The sequence below is a fragment of the Blastocatellia bacterium genome, from assembly GCA_025055075.1.
In the GTDB taxonomy this organism is placed as follows: Bacteria; Acidobacteriota; Blastocatellia; order HR10; family HR10; genus HR10.
The window spans coordinates 153775-173234 of sequence record JANWYV010000020.1 but is presented as its reverse complement, the minus strand read 5'-3'; the positions used below and the strand labels follow the sequence as shown (position 1 = coordinate 173234).

14 protein-coding genes are annotated in these 19460 nt (G+C 58.6%); 9 read left to right on the top strand and 5 right to left on the bottom strand.

Annotated features, from left to right (window positions below; translation table 11 throughout):
- The 5 genes from NZ746_05750 to NZ746_05730 all read right to left on the bottom strand — a co-directional run.
- The coding region (locus NZ746_05750; GenBank protein ID MCS6816867.1) for an NAD(P)/FAD-dependent oxidoreductase at nt 1-941 on the bottom strand (941 nt) is incomplete at its 3' end.
- Nucleotides 938-1183, bottom strand: coding sequence for a (2Fe-2S)-binding protein (locus tag NZ746_05745; protein MCS6816866.1), 246 nt, complete (start codon nt 1181-1183; stop codon nt 938-940). The genes NZ746_05745 and NZ746_05750, both read right to left, overlap by 4 nt.
- Nucleotides 1162-2301: an FAD-binding oxidoreductase gene (locus NZ746_05740; GenBank protein MCS6816865.1), complete on the bottom strand. Its 1140-nt coding sequence runs from the start codon at nt 2299-2301 to the stop codon at nt 1162-1164. Before NZ746_05740 ends, NZ746_05745 begins: the two co-directional genes overlap by 22 nt.
- Nucleotides 2298-3227, bottom strand: coding sequence for a proline racemase family protein (locus NZ746_05735; protein MCS6816864.1), 930 nt, complete (start codon nt 3225-3227; stop codon nt 2298-2300). Before NZ746_05735 ends, NZ746_05740 begins: the two co-directional genes overlap by 4 nt.
- Nucleotides 3228-3278: 51 nt before the next feature.
- Nucleotides 3279-4211 (bottom strand): AraC family transcriptional regulator, encoded by a 933-nt coding sequence (locus tag NZ746_05730; protein MCS6816863.1) that lies wholly within the window; start codon nt 4209-4211, stop codon nt 3279-3281.
- 164 nt (nt 4212-4375) lie between these two features.
- Here NZ746_05730 and NZ746_05725 point away from each other — a divergent pair, with 164 nt between their 5' ends.
- From NZ746_05725 to NZ746_05685, 9 genes are all read left to right on the top strand, one after another.
- Nucleotides 4376-5074 carry a GntR family transcriptional regulator gene (locus tag NZ746_05725; protein ID MCS6816862.1) on the top strand — a complete coding sequence of 233 codons (699 nt, stop codon included), beginning with the start codon at nt 4376-4378 and terminating at the stop codon, nt 5072-5074.
- Between the two features lie 23 nt (nt 5075-5097).
- Nucleotides 5098-6507, top strand: coding sequence for an L-fucose/L-arabinose isomerase family protein (locus NZ746_05720; protein MCS6816861.1), 1410 nt, complete (start codon nt 5098-5100; stop codon nt 6505-6507).
- Nucleotides 6508-6535: 28 nt separating this feature from the next.
- Entirely contained in the window at nt 6536-8299 is a 1764-nt protein-coding gene (locus tag NZ746_05715) for a sodium:solute symporter (GenBank protein ID MCS6816860.1), read from the top strand.
- 8 nt (nt 8300-8307) lie between these two features.
- Complete coding sequence (locus NZ746_05710) at nt 8308-9996, top strand: ribulokinase (GenBank protein ID MCS6816859.1); 1689 nt, start codon at nt 8308-8310, stop codon at nt 9994-9996.
- Between the two features lie 8 nt (nt 9997-10004).
- Nucleotides 10005-10700 (top strand): L-ribulose-5-phosphate 4-epimerase, encoded by a 696-nt coding sequence (locus tag NZ746_05705; GenBank protein MCS6816858.1) that lies wholly within the window; start codon nt 10005-10007, stop codon nt 10698-10700.
- A gap of 160 nt (nt 10701-10860) precedes the next feature.
- Complete coding sequence (locus NZ746_05700; protein MCS6816857.1) at nt 10861-14061, top strand: TonB-dependent receptor; 3201 nt, start codon at nt 10861-10863, stop codon at nt 14059-14061.
- A gap of 231 nt (nt 14062-14292) precedes the next feature.
- Nucleotides 14293-15807, top strand: coding sequence for an alpha-L-arabinofuranosidase (locus tag NZ746_05695; protein MCS6816856.1), 1515 nt, complete (start codon nt 14293-14295; stop codon nt 15805-15807).
- Nucleotides 15808-15853: 46 nt separating this feature from the next.
- Entirely contained in the window at nt 15854-18265 is a 2412-nt protein-coding gene (locus NZ746_05690; protein ID MCS6816855.1) for a glycoside hydrolase family 127 protein, read from the top strand.
- Between the two features lie 77 nt (nt 18266-18342).
- Nucleotides 18343-19446 carry a galactose mutarotase gene (locus NZ746_05685; GenBank protein MCS6816854.1) on the top strand — a complete coding sequence of 368 codons (1104 nt, stop codon included), beginning with the start codon at nt 18343-18345 and terminating at the stop codon, nt 19444-19446.
- Nucleotides 19447-19460: the final 14 nt, after the last annotated feature.

The following is a 19460-nucleotide window of genomic DNA, read 5'->3' as shown; positions in this document are numbered from 1 at the left end:
TCCGGACGACCGGCCGCCGCATACCCAGCGATTTGTCCCTCGATCAGAGCAAGATCAACGCCTCCGATTCCCGTCGGCTCCCCAGCGCAGAAGACGCCTACGCGCGAGGTCTCTTGAAATTCATTCACTCGCACATATCCGCGGCACAGTTCACATCCGAGAAGGAGCGCTAGCTCGACGTTCGGGACGAGATGAAATCCACAGGCCAAATAATCGCAGGGAATCTCCCATGTGCGCGATCCCTGCCGAAGGACAACGCCTTGCACCCTTCCCTCACCGCGTGCGGAGACGGGCCAGCACTCTAAGTGATAAGGGACGCGCCACAGTTGTCCTCGCAACGACACAGCTTGCCAGGCCTTGGAAGGGAATCGAAGAAGCGTCCACCCGAATGAGAGCACCTGCGAAGGCGAAGCTTGTTCCGCGATGGCGAGCACGTGCGCTCCTCGCGCTTGAAGGTGAGCAGCAACGGCCAGGAGTAAAGGCCCGGTTCCAGCCACGACGACGCGCTTGCCGCGAATCGGAAGCCCCATTTTCACGAGCGCTTGGAGTCCACCAGCGCCAAAGACGTTCGGCAGCGTCCATCCAGGGAAGGGCAGAAATCGCTCGCGCGCGCCCGTCGCGAGGATCATCGTCTCGTAGCGGACCTCATAGGTCGCTTCTTGGCTTTCCCCCAAGAGCGTCTTTGGCGCTACTTCCGCGACAATGCGAACACCCGTGAGAAGCGAGACGCGAGCGCGGCGGACTCGGTCGAACCACGAGGCGGCTTCCGATGAGCGAGGGGTCATCCATTCTCCTCGCCAAATCTGCCCGCCGAGCGCAGGACTCTCGTCCACAAGGAGCACGCGACGCCCGCTACGCGCCGCACTGTAGGCAGCGGCCAAGCCGGCCGGGCCACCACCGATGACAAGCACATCCGTAGCGAAGGAACGCACATTCGTCATTCGGTTCGCACATCCATCCCGTTTTGACACAAAATTTGGCAGCTACGACAATGCGGCTGACCATTGATTGTGACCCGGCATTCGAAGCACACCCCGATGCCGCAAAGCGGTCCCCGTAGCTCTCCGGTCACCGATCTTCGAATCCCCGCGATTCCGCTCGTGAGCAACGCCACTAGGACCGTCGTGCCAAAGGGAACCTCAATCGGCATCTCGTTGATCTTCAGAGAGACGACTTCAGGCATGCCGGATGCTCCATTCGGGAGGGAAGATACGGTTCGATGGCGATCGCTGACGGACGATTCAGCAATTGCGCGACAAGCAATTTGGCGGTTCCGAGAGATGTGGTGATCCCCAACCCCTCATGACCCGTCGCCAGATACACCCGTTCTCGCCCAGGAAGTGGACCGATCAGGGGGAGGTTGTCCGGCGTCGCCGCTCGAAATCCGATCCATGTTCGGATGACCGATAGCTCCGCCAACCGTGGAATGTATTCGCACGCGCGGGTGAGCATGCGCGCTAGCACGCCATGCTCTACGTAAGGGTCTTCCACATCATACTGGCGCGATGAGCCGATGAGCAGTTGTCCCGTCGGTCGCGGTTGGAGGTTGAAGGCCACAGCTTCGACTTCGTGCGCATGCGTGCTCTTGATGTACCCCACTTCAACGAGTTGGTGATTCGCGAAGCCTGGATAGCGTTCCGTGATGGCGAGATGTCCCTTTCGCTTTTTGATCGCCAGTCCAGGAGTCAACTCCGATGCCCATGTACCCGTCGCATTGACGATCACGCCGGCCGCGATGAATGATCCGTCTCGGAGTCGCACCCCATCCTCGTCAAACCGCACGGCAGGATGCCCGAGGAAGATGGTCGCTCCCCGATCCTGAGCCCGTTCCAGAAGAAATCGGGCGGCGCAGGGAGGATAAAGCACGCTGTCGCCTGGGACGAGTAACCCCCCTCGAAGACCTCTCCGAAGATTGGGTTCGGCTTCAGCTAAAGCTCGTTCATCCAGCAGCTCGACGGGGACGCCACGTTCTCGATAGAAGCGTTCTTTGCACCGAAGATAGCTCAGCTCTTCCTCGTCCGCCGCGATCCAAATGGTCCCGGATCTCTGGAATTCGCAATCCGGAGGAAGCTCTTCAGCGAGTTGATCCCAGAGCACCTGCGAGTAGCGCGTCAAGGCGAACTGCGCGTCGCTGTCATCCATGACGACGATGTGCCCCATTCCGGCGGCCGTCGCCCCGCCTCCAACACAGGCCGCTTCGATGACGGCGACTTTCAGACCCGCACTGGCACATTCGGCAGCGCAAGCTGCTCCCACAATTCCTGCTCCCACAATGACTACATCATACGCGCGCGGACTCATCGGCGAATGCCCCAGCAAAATGGGTCACGTTCGTCCAAGATCAGCTCGGCTTCCGCCGTGATGAATGCCGAGCCTGTGATGCTCGGGTAGATCACGCCATTGACGACGGAGATTGTGCCCTCGAATATGCTCCCGATGATGCTCTCTTGCCGATAGACCTGCCCTTCTTTGAGCTTCCCCTCGGCGTACAAACAAGCCATCTTTGCGCTCGTCCCCGTCCCGCACGGCGAGCGATCGTAGCTCTTCCCGGGACAGAGGACGAAATTCTTGCTATCGATTCCATCCCGTTGCGAGGGACCGAATAGTTCAATGTGATCGATCTCTTCACCGTTCGCCCCTCGAATGCCCTCTCGAGCGAGGGTTTGACGAATGCGCCAGGTGAAATCCGTCAGCGGTTCCACGTTCTCCAACGTCAGCTCGAACCCATGGTCATCCACGAGGAAGAACCAGTTCCCCCCCCAGGCGACGTCACCAATCACCGTTCCATATCCGGGGACATCTATGGCCACGCGCGCCGCCAGGCGATAGCTCGGCACGTTCCGCACAGTCACCGTGCCGTCCTCGTTCAACCGCGCCTCAACCACGCCTGCCGGTGTCTCAATCCGATGCGTTCCCGGGCCGATGCGGTTCAAATAGGCAAGGGTGACAACCAGCCCCATTGTCCCGTGGCCACACATCCCAAGGTATCCGACGTTGTTGAAGAAGATCACTCCGGCCGTACACGTAGGGTCCGAAGGCTCGCACAAGAGTGCTCCGACCCAGGCGTCTGATCCACGCGGCTCATTCACGATCGCTGAGCGAAAGTGGTCATATTCCTGCCGGAATCGTTCCAATCGCTTCGTGAGCGGGCCTGTTCCCAGATTGGGCCCACCATGAATCACCACACGCGTCGGCTCACCGGCCGTGTGCGAGTCAATGACATGAATGCGTCGCACCATCGTTCCTGACATCGGTGCCCTTTCGTAAAGATCCTTCCTCTATAGGAGGGAGAGCATGGAGGCATCAGGATCCGCGCACGGCGTCATTGCCTTCTCAGATCGCCGTACGCCCAATAGCGATTCTCGATATTGAGCTGGAGTAACGCCCACGTACCGTTTGAACGTTCGCGTGAAATGGCTCTGATCCGAAAATCCGGCGGCGAGAGCGATCTGACACAGGGGAGCATCCGAAGTCGCCAGCTCGCGACGGGCGAACTCCAGACGAAGTTGCCGAATGTAAGCCCCCACCGTGCACTTGAAATACTTGTGAAACATCTGTGCTAGATAGACCGGATGGACGCCTACGTTGTGGGCGATCTCCGTGAGGGTCAGGGGCTCTGCAAAGCGAGCGTGCAGCATTTCTCGTACCTGAAGAAGCCAAGGCGGAGGCTTTTGTGAAAGTGGTGCCGGAGAGCGACGTGAGGCCTCCCCCAAGATAGTCAGCACAAGTCCCTCGATAATCAATGGCGAGATATCATCGGTCCCTTGGAGAAATTCGCGATACAGTTTCGTGCCCAGATAGACGAGGTCTCCACCACGAAATTCCAATGCCTCTTCGATGATGGGGGCTTGGTCTCGTACACGCTCTAGCCATTTCGGCTCCAATTCCACAATGAAGAGACGTCCTCCCGTTTGGTGGAATTGCTCCATGTGCACCTCTTCAGCCGGATGGAAGATCAAAAGCGGAGGTTCGCACACGCGCGCTCGTGTTCCGAAGGTCTCTGTATATCCCCCTTGGAGCACAAGGCAAAGTAAGGCATGCCCGTGCGTGTGCTTAGGTGTCCTGAAGAGGGGAGAGTATTCTCGTTCCGAAAGGACGAGTCCCGGAGCCGCTCGGCTCCGCAAGGGTTCCCCGTAGAGGTATCCTAGGGGAAGTCGCTCTACGTACCAGCCTCCCCGGCCATTTTTCGCGCGCTGTTGCGCCTGCGCCATCGGCATTACCTCCCGGCCTCGAGTTGGCATATCATATATAATATAGGATATGCTTGACCGTCAAGCAGCCCTATGGCATAATTCGTGCCTCTAGCGCCGGTCCGGGTGTGTGAGCGAAAAGCCCTGGAGGGAGGAAGACCTCCATGGGGGGGCAGGAGGGGAACATGCGTGAGCGAATCGTGGCGGCACAGAAGCCAATGGGAATTGTGCGAAGATCGTTAGCCATGGAAGTAGCGGATAAGATTCGGGAGAAGATCCTCCGCGGCGAATTAAAAGAGGGCGAGCAATTGCGCCAGAAGGCGCTAGCGGAGGAGTTCCACGTCAGTCAAATCCCGGTTCGGGAGGCGCTTCGACAATTGGAGGCGGAAGGGTTGGTGACGATCATCACCCATCATGGGGCCGTTGTCTCCTCGCTCTCCCCAGAAGAGATTGAGGAGCTTTTCGAGATCCGGGCGGTCTTAGAATGCGCAATTCTTCGGCAAGCGATCCCACGGTTGACAGTCGAGGATCTGGCGCGAGCCGAACGCATTTTAGAAGCCTACGAACGGGCGCTGGATGCCGCCGATTCAGAAAGCTGGGGGGAGCTGCATTGGCAGTTTCACTCGACGCTCTATGCGGCGGCCAATCGCCCGCGCTTCATGTCTCTGATCCAGATGACGAATGTGAATGCGGATCGATACATTCGTCTTCACATCCGGTTCTCTCTGGAGATGCATCGGCAAGTTAAGCGAGAGCACCGGCTTCTCTTGGAATATTGCCGGGCGCGGGATGTGGAAGCAGCCGTGCAGTTGCTCGAACGGCATATTCTCAATGCCGGGAGCGAGCTGAAGGACTACATTCGGCGGTATCGAGAGGAGGAGTGACAGCGTTCGAGAAAGGAGGGACTATGTCGAGGCCAACGACATTCGGGGTGATTGTCGGAAATCGTGGATTCTTCCCTGCGCATCTCTGCGAGTCGGGGCGAAAGGACATCTTGCGCGTCTTGGAGGAAGAGGGATTTCAAGCGATCCTTCTCCCTCTGGACGCAACGAAATTCGGCGCGGTGGAGAGCTACGAGGATGCTCAGAAATGCGCCGAGCTGTTTCGCGCTCACCGCGAGGAGATTGATGGGATTTTGGTGACGTTGCCGAACTTCGGTGACGAGCGCGCAGTGGCGGACACGATTCGGTGGTCTGCGTTGAACGTCCCCGTTCTCGTGCATGCCTTCGCCGACGAGCCCGGGAAGATGACGATTCAATATCGTCGTGATAGCTTTTGTGGGAAGATCTCGGTGTGCGATAACTTGCGCCAGTATGGGATTCCCTTCTCGCTGACGCGGCGGCATGTGGTGCATCCTTCGGATCCCTCATTCCGGGAGGATTTGCGTCGCTTCGCCGCGACTTGTCGAGTCGTCCGTCGTCTGCGAGGAGCGCGCATCGGGGCCTTGGGGATGCGACCGGCTCCCTTCAACACAGTGCGCTATAGCGAGAAGCTCTTGGAGCGTTCGGGGATCACCGTTGAGAGCGTCGATCTCTCTGAAGTCATTGGGCGTGCCAACAGGTTGAACGATACGGATCCCGCGGTTCGGAACAAGCTCGATGAGATTATGGCGTATACGGATACCACGGGAGTCCCTCAGCCCTCACTTCTCAAGATGGCGAAACTCGGCGTCGTCATTGATCAGCTCATTGAGGAGCGCCATCTCTCGGCCACGGCTATCCAATGCTGGACGGCGCTGGAGGAGTACTACGGCATCGTCCCATGCACGGTGATGAGCATGATGTCGAATGCCTTTTTGCCGAGCGCGTGCGAATCGGACGTAACCGGACTCGTGAGCATGTACATCTTACAAGCGGCGTCGGAGAAGCCCGCGGCCTTGCTCGATTGGAATAATAACTATGCGGACGATCCGAACAAAGGTGTGCTATTTCATTGTTCCAATCTCCCGAAAGCGTTCTTCACCGACACGAGGATGGGGTATCAGGACATCATTGCCGGGACGGTCGGGAAGGAGAACACATATGGGACGATCCTTGGTCGGATTGCTCCTGGACCGTTCACCTATTGTCGGGTTTCCACGGATGATCTGGAGGGATGCATGCGGGCTTTAGTGGGAGAGGGACGATTCACGGAAGATGCCTTGGAGACCTTCGGTGGATATGGAGTGGTCGAGATCCCGAATTTCCAAAAGCTGTTGCAGGTCATCTGCCGGCGCGGCTTCGAACATCATGTGGCGGCGACGCGAGATACGGTCGCCGAAGCCGTAGCGGATGCCTTGAGCACGTACATGGGATGGGACGTCTATCATCATCAGTAGCGAAGATGTTGTTGGAGGAGGGACGCGTGTGGCCTTCTTGGATTGGCTGATCATTGCCCTCTACTTTGCCGGATTGCTGGGACTCGCATGGTGGGTGATTCGGAAGGGGAAGGAGACAGCCGATGACTATTTCCTAGCGGGTCGGAACCTCGGGTGGTTCATCGTCGGGGCTTCGATCTTCGCTTCGAACATCGGGTCGGAACATCTGGTTGGCTTGGCAGGTTCGGGGGCGACTAGCGGTGTGGCCATGGCGCATTATGAGCTGCACGCGTGGTGCTTGTTGGTCCTTGGGTGGGTTTTCATCCCCTTTTACATGCGCTCGCGTGTCTTCACCATGCCGGAGTTCCTGGAGAAGCGATACTCGCCAGCAGCCCGGTGGATCCTCTCGCTCATCTCGCTCGTCGCGTATGTGCTGACGAAGATCGCCGTGGGGATTTTCGCCGGTGGGGTCGTCTTCAGCACACTTTTGCCCGAGTTGCGTCTCACTATTGGAGGAGCGACGTTCGATAGCTTTTGGATTGGCTCAGTGCTCGTCGTGCTCTTGACCGGTCTTTACACCGTCTTAGGGGGCCTACGTGCGGTCGCCTACACGGAGGCGGTGCAGACGCTCATTCTCATTGCGGGATCGGTCTTGCTGACCCTCTTTGGGTTCGCGAAGTTGGGTGGGTGGAGCGAACTGCGCGCGGCGCTGGATCCCGACATGTTCAATTTGTGGAAGCCGCTCATCCCCCCTGGTCTGGAAGGGACGTGGGAACCGGTGAAGGAACCGGATCGGATCGCATGGTACTTCAACTGGAACTATCCGTGGTTGGGGATGGTGCTCTGCTCACCGGTCATCGGCTTGTGGTATTGGTGTACGGATCAGTACATTGTGCAGCGCGCTTTGGGAGCGCCCAACGAGCGAGAGGCGCGTCGTGGAGCGATCTTCGCGGCGTATCTCAAGCTGCTACCCGTCTTCATCTTCATCATTCCGGGAATGGTCAGCGTCGCGCTCGCGAAGACCGGTCGAGTGCCTGAGTTGACCGTGATGGTGGATGATCAAGGCCAAGTGATCTCTCATGCTGCCCAAGCGGCTTTCCCGCTCATGGTAAAGCATGTGTTGCCAGTCGGCGTTCGCGGGATCGTCGTCGCGGGCTTGCTCGCGGCCTTGATGAGTTCCCTGGCCGGAGTCTTCAATGCGTGCTCGACGTTGTTCACAATTGATTTCTACCAGAAGTTCCGCCCTTACGCATCGCAGCAACGGCTCGTCTGGGTTGGTCGTGTGGCGACGACGATCATGGTCCTCATCGGATTGCTGTGGATCCCCGTGATCCGAGGGGGGAGGGGATTGTACGATTACCTGCAAGGGGTGCAGGGATATTTGGCCCCTCCGATCTTCGCCGTCTTCTTCCTGGGCGTATTCTTGAAGCGACTCAATGGGAAAGCATGTCTGGCTGCGTTGATTGTGGGATTTGCGCTGGGCGTCTTCCGATTGATCGTGGATACGCCGGTGGCGCTCAAGTTGCCTGGCTTCGAAAATGGCTATCCCGAAGGCTCGTTCTTCTGGATCGTCAACAACATCTACTTCCAGTACTACAGTGCGTTCATCTTCCTGGTGTCCATTGCCGTTTTGATCGGCGTCAGCTATCTGACGGAACCTCCTTCTGAGGAACAGATTCGCGACCTGACATATGCGACGGTGACGCCCGAGCAGAAGCGGGCCTCTCGCCTGAGTTGGAATAAGTGGGATGTCATCCACTCAGGGATTGTTCTGAGCATCATCGCGCTCGCGTATCTCTACTTCCGAGGATGAGGGCGACCATGCGGACGAAGCGTTATGCCATCGGATTGGATTTCGGGACGAATTCGGTGCGCGCGTTAATCGCGGATGTTTCCAATGGGCGGGAAGTCGGAACGGCCGTGTGGAACTATGAGCATGGCGAGCAGGGCGTACTGTTGTCGCGCGATCCGAATCTGGCGCGGCAGCATCCGGCCGACTACGTTAAGGGAGCAGAGATGAGCATCAAGCGCGCCTTAGCGCAGGCGCGTCGAACGGTGCCCGGATTCCGACCGGAACAAGTCATTGGCATCGGCGTCGCGACGACCGGCAGTACGCCCATTCCCGTCGATGAGAATGGTCGTCCGTTAGCCTTTCGCAAGGAATTCGCGCGGAATCTCGCGGCGATGGCGTGGCTTTGGAAAGACCACACGGCGGTGGCCGAGGCTGAGGAGATCACGGAGCTGGCGCGGCGAATGCGTCCTCACTATCTCGCCAAATATGGCGGGGTCTACTCTAGCGAATGGTTCTTCAGCAAAATCCTGCACTGTCGGCGCACGAGCCCGGAAGTCTTCGGAGCGGCATATTTGTGGGTCGAGCTGGCCGATTGGATTCCCGCCATGTTGACGGGGACCGAGCATCCGGATCGGCTGATGGTCGGCATCTGCGCAGCCGGACATAAGGCGATGTACAATGAGATGTGGGGGGGGTACCCTGATGCGGAGTTCCTCGCGGCGTTGGATCCTAAGCTGGCCGAGTTGCGAGCGCGCTTGCGGCCGAAGGCCTATCCCGTTGATCGAGCTGTCGGAGGATTGACCGAGGAATGGGCTCGGCGGACGGGACTTCCCGCGGGCATCCCAGTGGCCGTTGGAGCTTTCGATGCCCATTTGGGCGCTGTGGGCGCCGGCGTCGCTCCCGGCATATTGGTGAAGATCATCGGGACAAGCACGTGCGACATCACAGTCGTCCCGAAGGATCACGATTTGCCGGACATCCCGGGGCTCTGCGGTATCGTGGAGGGAAGTGTGATCCCAGGCTACTACGGCTTAGAGGCGGGGCAATCAGCCGTCGGCGACATCTTTCATTGGTTCGTCGACTACATCCGACCGCTCGGACGTGCGGGAACTCACGAAGCGCTGGCTCAAGCAGCTGCTCGCTTGAAGCCCGGGGAGTCGGGTTTGCTGGCGCTCGATTGGAACAATGGCAATCGAACGATCCTCGTGGACCAACGGCTGACGGGACTACTACTCGGGCAGACGCTCTACACGACTCCGGCGGAGGTCTATCGCGCCCTGGTCGAGGCGACGGCCTTTGGCGCGCTCACGATCATCCAGCGGTTTGAGGAATATGGCGTGAAGATCGAGCAGGTGATCGCCTGTGGGGGGATCGCTGAGAAGAATCCCTTCGTCATGCAAATCTATGCTGACGTCTTCGGACGTCCCATTCGAATTAGCCGCTCCGCTCAGACCTGCGCCCTGGGGGCAGCCATCGCAGGGACGGTCGCTGCCGGAAAGCGAGCGGGAGGGTATGATACAATTCCGGAAGCTCAACGCGCGATGACGGGATTGAAACCGAAAGGCTTTCATCCGAATCCCCAGGCACACGCGATCTATCAGGAGCTGTATCCACTCTATCGCGCTCTCCATGATGCGTTCGGCACGAGAGAATGGCAGGGCAATCTCTATCACGTGATGAAACGGCTCATTGAGATTCGGAATCGCGTCCGACAATAGGAGGGGAGATGCTCGAAGAGCTGAAAGAACGGGTGTGTGCGGCGAATCTGCGGCTGGTCCGAGAGGGATTAGTGATCCTGACCTGGGGAAACGCGAGCGGCATCTCGCGTCGCGATGGAGTCATGGTCATCAAGCCCTCTGGGGTTCCGTATGAGCAACTGCGCCCCGAACACATGGTCGTCGTCTCTGTGGAGACAGGGGAGGTCGTCGAAGGAACCTTGCGCCCGAGTTCTGATACGCCCACGCACTTGGAGTTATATCGTGCCTTCCCCCAGATTGGAGGGATCGTGCACACTCACAGCCTCTACGCGACGATCTGGGCGCAGGCGGGACGCGAAATTCCGCCTCTAGGGACGACCCATGCGGATTACTTTCACGGTCCGATCCCGTGCACGCGGCCGCTCACGCCCGAAGAGATCGCGACGGACTACGAGGCGTACACGGGACGCGTCATTGTCGAACGCTTCGCCGGTCTGGATCCTCGGCATATGCCGGCGGTCCTAGTAGCGGGGCATGCTCCGTTCGTTTGGGGAGAAACCGTAGAAGCGGCGGTGGAAGTGGCCATCGTCTTAGAATACGTCGCCCATATGGCGTTAGAGACGCTTCGGTTGAATCCGTCTTCGGAGCCGATCTCTGAACCCCTCCTGGACAAGCACTTCTTCAGGAAGCATGGTCCGGGGGCATACTACGGGCAAATGAAGTGAAGTCGGTTCCTGCTTCTTCGCGAGACCCCCTAATCTCGTTCAAAGGCCTTAAGCGCATTCAAGACAAGAGCGCATAGTTTCCCCATACTTTTTGTGGAAAAGTCCTCAATTCAGGCGCTCCGCCCGTGGGGCGGGACGCCAGTGAAAGGAGGTTGTGTCTATGAATAGATTATGGCGTTGCGTACTCACCATAGGGGTCATCGGGTTTCTCTCCGTGGGTCCTGCATTGAAAAACGCGTGGGCCCAGCAACAGTTGGGCACCATTCAGGGAACGATCGTTGATCCCGCGGGCGCTCTGGTAGTGGGCGCGACGGTCACGGCGACGAACAAGGATACAAGAGAGACGCGCACGGTCGTCTCCAATGAGAGTGGGTTCTATCGAATCGTGAACCTGCCACCAGGGCGATACGATGTGAGCGTCGAAGCTCAAGGTTTCCGGAAGGCCCTCCGGACCGACGTCGTGCTCTTCGTCGGAGCGACCTTGGGGTTGAATTTCGAGCTGGAGCCCGGCGTGTTGGAGGAGGTTATCGAGGTAACGGCGAGCATCGCGCAGCTCCAGACGGAGAAAGCCGATGTCTCGGCTGTCGTCGAGCGAAAGAAGATCGTCGAGCTTCCGCTTCAGCTGCGGAACGTCTTTCAATTGGCGGCCCTGCAGCCGGGGATCACCGGTCTGGCTACAGGAGCGGATTTCCTGACGCCAGAATATGGCATCGGTGTTAACGCCAATGGTCAGCGTGGATCGGGGAACAACGCCTCGCTCGATGGAGCAAGCATCAATGGGAATCCATGGGGTGGGACGGTGCTCATAATCCCCAACGTTGAGTCGGTACAAGAGTTTCAAGTGATCACCAATAACCCCTCGGCCGAGTATGGGCGGAACTCCGGCGCCATCATCAGCATCGTGACCAAGTCGGGCACCAATGAATTTCATGGTTCGCTCTTCTTCTTCCATCGCAACGACAATCTGCGCGCGCTCAACATCTTTGCCCGTGGCGCGCTCCGACGCGATGCGACTAAAGAAGAGCGACAGCGCGTGGCTCCAGAGTTTCGCCGCAACGACTTCGGTTACAGCTTAGGTGGACCGATCCGCCGCGATAAGACGTTCTTCTTCACCTCGTATGAAGGACTCCGAGCGGCGACGGGACAGGCGTTCGTCACAACGGTCGAGACGAAGGAATTCGTGGATTTCGTGCTGCGCACGCGTCCTAATTCCATCGCCGCTTATCTCTTGAAGAACTTCCCGCCGCTCGCCTATCCGACGACGGGCCTGCGCGATTTAGGGAGCCCAGTTCCCGGAGCCACGCAGATCGGACCTCCAGATGGGATCCCCGATGTGGGGAGCGTGACAGTCGCTCCCTCGGGCGTGCGTAATGGGGATCAATTCAACATTCGAATCGACCATCTCCTGTTTGGAGGCAATGGCCGGTTACGCGGCACCTACTATCGCACGAAGCTTGATCCAGTGGATGTCGCTGTACGGCCCAAGTTCCGGCAACCCTTCCCGCATCGGAATCAATTCCTGAACTTGGCGTACACGCATATCATCTCGCCGCGCACAGTGAATGAGTTCAGCTTCGGGTACTTGCGGATGTACGGTCGCGCTCCGGATCTGAATCCCGAGTCGCCGACGATCACCATCAGCGGATTGGGTGCGGGGTTTGGTACGGCGTTTTGGATGCCCATCCGCTTCGCGCAGAATGTCTTCGAGTACAAGGACACGCTCACCATGAATCGGGGGAATCACGGCTTGAAGGCGGGATTCGAGATCCGGCGCGTTCAGGACAATCACGACTTCCATCATTGGAGGCGGCCGAACTACACGTTCAATAGCATCTTGAACTTCGCCAACGATGAGCCCTTGACCGAAGTGCGCGCAGTGGATCCGATGACAGGCTTGGAGACGGGGATCGGGGCCGGGTATCGTAACTTTGAATTCGCGGCCTTCATCCAGGACGATTGGAAGGTGCGGCGGAACTTCACCTTGAACCTCGGCCTGCGTTACGAGAACTTCGGGACGCCCAGCAAGGTCGGATGGAAATTCCAGAACATCATTTACGCCCCAGGGAGGAACGTCTTCGAGCGAATTGCCAACGCGCGCATGGCCTATGTGGATCAGTTGTACAAGTCGGACAATAATAACTTCGCGCCACGCTTCGGCTTCGCGTGGGACATCACCGGAAAGGGGAAGCTTGTTCTTCGTGGTGGGACGGGGATCTCCTATAATCGACTCAACAACACCGTCTACACCGATGAGAAGATGAATCCACCGCGGTTTGCAGCGGCTTCGACCGATGTGCGCACGCCGGGAGCGCCACCGATCGTCTATACGTTGGGGCCGAAGTATCCGCCCAATCCGGCGCTCGCGCGCGGTTTGGATGAGCGTGGGGGGATTCGGGGCACACGGGTGAACCTGCGCGTGGTGGATCCCAACATCACGACGCCCTATGCGCAGAACTGGTTCTTGGGGATTCAACGTGAGCTGCCCGGAGGATTGGTCGCGGAGGTCAACTATATCGGCTCCGTGGGGCGACACCTGCATACGGGCGATGGGCCGGGCGGAGAGAACTACAACCGCTTCGCCGGGGATCTGCTCGATGGCCGATTGGATCGGTTGAATCCGAGTTTCGGCATCATCAGCCTCGGCGAGACGGGGGCTAGCTCCAGCTTCCATGGGGGCACCATTCAGGTGAGCCGGCGCTATAGCCAAGGGTTCGCCTTCCAAGCAGCGTTCACCTTCGGAAAGGTGCTCGAGACTCCAGGAGCGGCTATGGAAGTGACGCGGCGCGATCTGGACCGCTCGGTCACAGGCTTCCATCGCGGGAAGAAGCTCTCGATCAATGCCATTTGGGAGATCCCATTCTGGCGGGAACGACCGGTCGTGCGGCATATCCTTGGGGGATGGCAGCTCAATGCGATCGTGCAGATCCAGTCAGGGGCGCCATTTAGCGTCTTCCATGGAGCTGCTTATCCGCGTGGGGACTTCAATGCGGACGGACAGACGGGCGACCGACCGCACACACCGAGCTGGGGGAATACCAAGCGCAATCTGAGCCGCAGCGACTTCCTGCGAGGGATCTTCACCGTGGCTGACTTCCCGCTGCCGGCTCCGGGAACGTTGGGGAACCTCGGTCGGAACACGTTCCGCGGTCCGTGGTATGCGAGCACGGATCTGTCGCTATTTAAGAATTTCCGGGTGACGGAGACGGCGAGCGTCCAGTTCCGCGCTGAATTCTTCAACGCCTTCAACCGCGTGAATCTGGGGACGCCAGTGGCGGATCTGAACAGCACGCTCTTTGGGCGCTCGACCGGTGTAGTCGGAGATCCGCGTGATATCCAGCTCGCTTTGAAGATCCTGTTCTGACGCGCGGAAGGGGGCGGGGGACGCTTCGGAAGATGTCCCCCGTCCCTCCTCTCTTTTCAAGAAATGCAGATACCACGTGCTATGGAGAAGAAGCAGAGGGGGCGATATACGCGTCGCGCGTTCTTGGAATCAACGGTTGCGGCCGGGACCGCGCTAGCACTGACACGAGCGTGGTCTCATGTTGCGTTCCTCTGGGTCGCGCCCCAGACCGCAGATTCTCGCATCGAAATTTTGTTAAACGAACCCATCGGGCGGATCGCTCCGGAAATCTATGGGCATTTCATTGAACATCTCGGAGGGGTGATCTACGATGGGGTCTGGGTGGGAGAGAACTCGAAGATCCCCAATATTGGGGGCATCCGCAGAGCGCTCGTGGAGGCGATGCGGGAGATCAAGCCCGGGGTCGTGCGCTGGCCCGGCGGATGCTTTGCCGATGCCTATGATTGGCGCGATGGGATCGGACCTAGGGAGAAGCGCCCACGTCGAACGAACTTCTGGGTAGATAACCGTGAATGGCGTGAGGTGGGGATCGTCCCGCAGAAGTATGAGCCGAATCACTTTGGTACTCATGAGTTCATTCGTTTCTGTCGTTTGATCGGTGCTCAACCGTACATCGCTGCGAATCTCCGCACGCTGCCGGCGAGCGTTTTCCATCAATGGATTGAATACTGTAACTCCCCGCCAGGTAGCACCACATGGGCAGAGATCCGCGAGGCTAACGGCGATCGGGAGCCCTTCAACGTTCGCTATTGGGGGGTAGGCAACGAGTCTTGGGGATGCGGGGGAAATTTCACGCCGGAAGAGTACGCGATGGAATTCCGTCGCTTCACGACGTGGGCGGTACCCGACTACGGCGTCGGGCTGCGATTCATCGCGGCGGGACCGAGCGGACGAGACCTCGAATGGACACGACGGTTCTTCTTGAAGATCGCTGAGCGGCGTGCATTCGATCGGCTCTGGGGATGGGCGCTGCATCACTATTCGAGTTTCTCAGGCGGGGAGGCTGTCGACTACGATGCTACTGGATGGTATGAGCTTCTGCAAAGTGCAGATCGCATGGAGTCACTCATCACGGCCCATTGGCAGGTGATGGGGGAGAGCGACCGGGAGCGCCGCGTCCGACTCGTCGTGGACGAATGGGGCGCATGGTACCGGATGACGACGAACATCCATCCCACGCATCTCTTCGGCCAGCAATCTACGATCCGCGATGCGGTGCTCGCCGGATTGACGTTGGATACCTTCAATCGCCATGCCGATAAGGTAGGGATGGCCAATGTCGCGCAGCTCATCAATTGTCTTCACTCGCTCTTTCTCGCGCATGAGGACAAATTCGTCCGAACGCCGACCTATTATGTCTTCGCCATGTACGCCGATCATCAGGAGGGGCAAGCCGTACGGACGATCTTCTCAGCGCCGCGCGTGACTTGGACTGATCGAACGAACCGATCGCAACTGTTCTGGGGACTCAACGGGTCGGCTTCGGTGAAGGGCAACGTTGTGACACTCACAGTGACCAATCCGCATCTGTCAGAGGCGCGTGCGACCGAAATCCTCGTCCGTGGGGCCACGATCGCTTCGGCGCGCGCGACGATCCTCACGGCGCGCCGTGTCCAAGAGTGTAATACATTTGAGAATCCTCTCGCCGTCGTCCCGCGGGAGGAAGAGGTTCCGATTCGCGCGCCGATTTTGGTCTATTCGTTCCCTCCAGCATCGGTCACGAAACTGCGCCTGGTGCTCTCGTGAGCGGTATGGGGGCGACGCTTGGCCGGCGATCCACATTGAGGGGAGCATGAGAGCGCTTCGCGTTGGGATCGTGTTTCTGTTCATGGGAGCGTCCATCTGGCCACAATCCTCATGGATGCCACCGAACGATTATCCTATCACCGCCGTCCCATTCACCGACGTTCGGCTCGAGCCGGGATTTTGGCAGGCGCGTTTGGAAACGAATCGCGCGGCCACCGTGCCGCACATCTTGCGGCAATGTGAAGTGACGGGGCGAGTGGATAACTTCCTCAAGGCTGCCGGCAAGATGGAAGGCTACTTTGAGGGATGGTGGTTCAATGATTCGGACGTCTATAAGTCCATCGAGGCTGCTTCCTATAGCTTGATGCTCCATCCCGATCCCGAATTGGAGCGCTACTTGGATGATCTCATTGCGAAAATCGCAGCCGCTCAAGAGCCGGATGGATACCTGTTCACGCCGCGTCGGACGATGGCGCCGAATTATCGGTTCGCGGCGTCCGTGGGGCCGGAACGATGGTCGAGATTGGAGTCCAGTCATGAGTTGTACTGCCTGGGACATCTCTTCGAGGCAGCTGTTGCGCATTATCAAGCGACGGGGAAGCGCTCGCTCTTGGAGATTGCTCTGAAGGGCGCCGATCTCATAGATCGTGTGTTCGGACCGGGGAAGAGACGAGCTGTCCCGGGACATCAAGAAGTCGAAATTGGATTGGTCAAGCTCTATCGGGTGACCGGGGATGAGCGATATCTTCGCCTGGCGAAATTCTTTCTGGACGAGCGCGGACGTCCCCATGGTCGTCGGCTCTATGGGACGTACAGCCAGGACCATAAGCCGGTTATCGAGCAAGAGGAGGCCGTCGGACATGCCGTTCGGGCGCTCTATATGTACATGGCGATGGCAGACGTCGTCGCCCTGCTGCGCGACCCAGCGTATGCTCGGGCTTTGGATCGGTTGTGGGCGGATGTTGTCGGCAGGAAGATGTACGTGACGGGTGGGATTGGGGCAGCCGGTGGGCACGAGGGGTTCGGAGCACCTTACGAATTGCCGAATCTCGTGGCGTATTGTGAGACGTGCGCGGCCGTCGCCTTCGCCCTGTGGAATCACCGAATGTTCTTGCTTTCCGGAGAGGGCAAATACATAGACGTGCTCGAGCGCGTTCTCTACAACGGATTGCTCTCGGGCGTCTCCCTCGATGGTCGAACGTTCTTCTATCCTAATCCTCTGGAGTCGGACGGTCGCCACGCGCGGAGTCCTTGGTTCGCCGTCGCTTGTTGTCCGCCGAATATCGCGCGCTTTTTGTTCCAGATGCCTGGACTAGCTTATGCGCACCAGGGGGATCGACTCTACGTTAATCTCTTCCTGGCCAGCCGTGCGACCATACGCATGGCTGCTCAAAGAGTCGTCGTCAAACAGGAGACGATGTATCCCTGGCAAGGTGAGGTAACGCTTACGTTCGAGCCGGAACGTCCCGGTCGTACCTTCACTGTGCTCTTGCGTATTCCCGGGTGGGCACGCAACGAAGCTGTGCCGAGCGACTTGTATCGTTTCGCTGAGACCGTCCGGGAGCGACCTCGCATTTGGATAAACGGACGCCCGTTCGCCTATACCGTGGACAAAGGATATGTCGCTATACGTCAGCGATGGCAAAAGGGGGACGTGGTAAGGCTCGTCCTCCCCATGCCGGTCCGACGCGTGGTGAGCCATCCGCAGGTCGTGGATAATGTGGGAAAGGTGGCTTTACAGCGAGGGCCGATCGTCTATTGTCTGGAGTGGCCCGATGTTCCTGGGGGAAACGTTGTGAATTTGGTCTTGCCGGATGAAGAACGCCTTCACGCAGAATTCCATCAGGATCTGTTTGGAGGGATTCAGGTCATCCGCGGGACAGCCATTGGACTTCGGTGCGTGGATGCCGCAGGGAAGATTCAACGAGAGCGTGTCTCCTTCATGGCGATCCCCTACTATGCGTGGGCGCACCGAGGGCGTGGCGAGATGGCCGTCTGGCTGGCTCGTGTGGAATCGGCGGCACGTCCTCTGCCCTGTCCGACGATCGCCTTCCGGGCGAAGGCTACCTCTTCCGGAGGGGATGCTCGGGCACTGAACGATCAGCGCGAGCCGCGCCATTCTGCTGATCGCTCGAATCGGTATCTCCATTGGTGGCCCCGGAAGGGGACAACCGAATGGGTGCAGTACGACTTCGAAACCCCGACGCGGGTTTCCGCCGTCGAAGTCTATTGGTACGATGACACGGGCATCGGCGAATGTCGCGTCCCGAAATCCTGGCAGCTGTTCTATCGAGAGAACGGTGAGTGGAAACCCGTGAGGAATCCAAGCGAGTATGGAGTCCAGAAAGACCGCTACAATCGCACGACGTTCGAGCCGGTGGTCACGGATGGCTTGAGGATCGTCGTCCAAGCACAAGAAAACTTCTGCGCCGGGATCCACGAGTGGCGAGTCTATTGAGATTTTGGAGATGCATTGGCAGGCGAATTTCATTGAGGGGGAAGGCGATGCGTGCCCACGTGTTGTTGCTCTTCCTTATGCTCGTGGGAGGACCATTGAATTCAGCGGATCGGGAGGCCACCGTGGTGAAAAAGGAGATTTTCGGTCGGACGCCGGACGGGGAGGTCGTGGAGCTGTATACGCTCACCAATGCCAAGGGGATGGAAGTGAAGATCACAAACTATGGGGGGATCGTCGTCTCCCTTCGCGTCCCAGACCGACAGGGGCGATTCGACGATGTTGTGCTCGGATTCGATCGTTTGGAGGATTACCTGAAGGGGCATCCTTACTTTGGGGCCATCATCGGTCGGTATGCGAACCGAATCGCCGCGGGCCGGTTCGTCTTAAACGGCGTCTCGTATCAGCTCACGCTTAATGAAGGGCAGAACCATCTCCATGGTGGGCGAAAGGGATTCGATAAGGTCGTTTGGAAAGCACGTCCGGTCAGATCCGCGCGAGGCATCGGCGTGAGGCTCACCTACTTGAGCCGAGATGGAGAAGAGGGGTATCCGGGGAACCTCGCTGTGACGGTCACCTATCTCCTGACGGAAGAGAATGAGTTGCGGATCGAGTACACGGCCACGACGGATCGCGATACGATCGTCAACCTCACACACCATTCGTACTTCAATCTCGCTGGTCAGGGACGTCGCGACATCCTTGATCATCAGCTTCAGATCAATGCTCAATACTTCACGCCAATTGATGCGAACTTGATCCCGACCGGCGAGATTCGCTTCGTGCGGGGGACGCCCTTTGACTTCACTCAGTTGACGCCGATCGGCGCACGGATCGAACAGCCTGACGAACAGCTACGTTTTGGCCGGGGATACGACCATAATTGGGTATTGGATGGCCCGCCTGGGGAGCTGCGTCTGGCCGCCCGCGTTGTGGAACCGAGTTCAGGACGCGTCCTAGAAGTGTGGACGACGGAGCCCGGATTGCAGTTCTACTCCGGAAATTTCCTCGATGGGACGATCGTGGGGAAGGAAGGGCGGGTCTATCGGCATCGGTATGGCTTCTGCTTGGAGCCGCAACACTTTCCTGACTCTCCCAATAAGCCGCACTTCCCTTCCGTCGTCCTCCGAAAGGGCGCCCGCTATCAAACGACGACCGTCTACAAGTTCTCCGTCGCGCCGTAGCTTGCATTGATCTT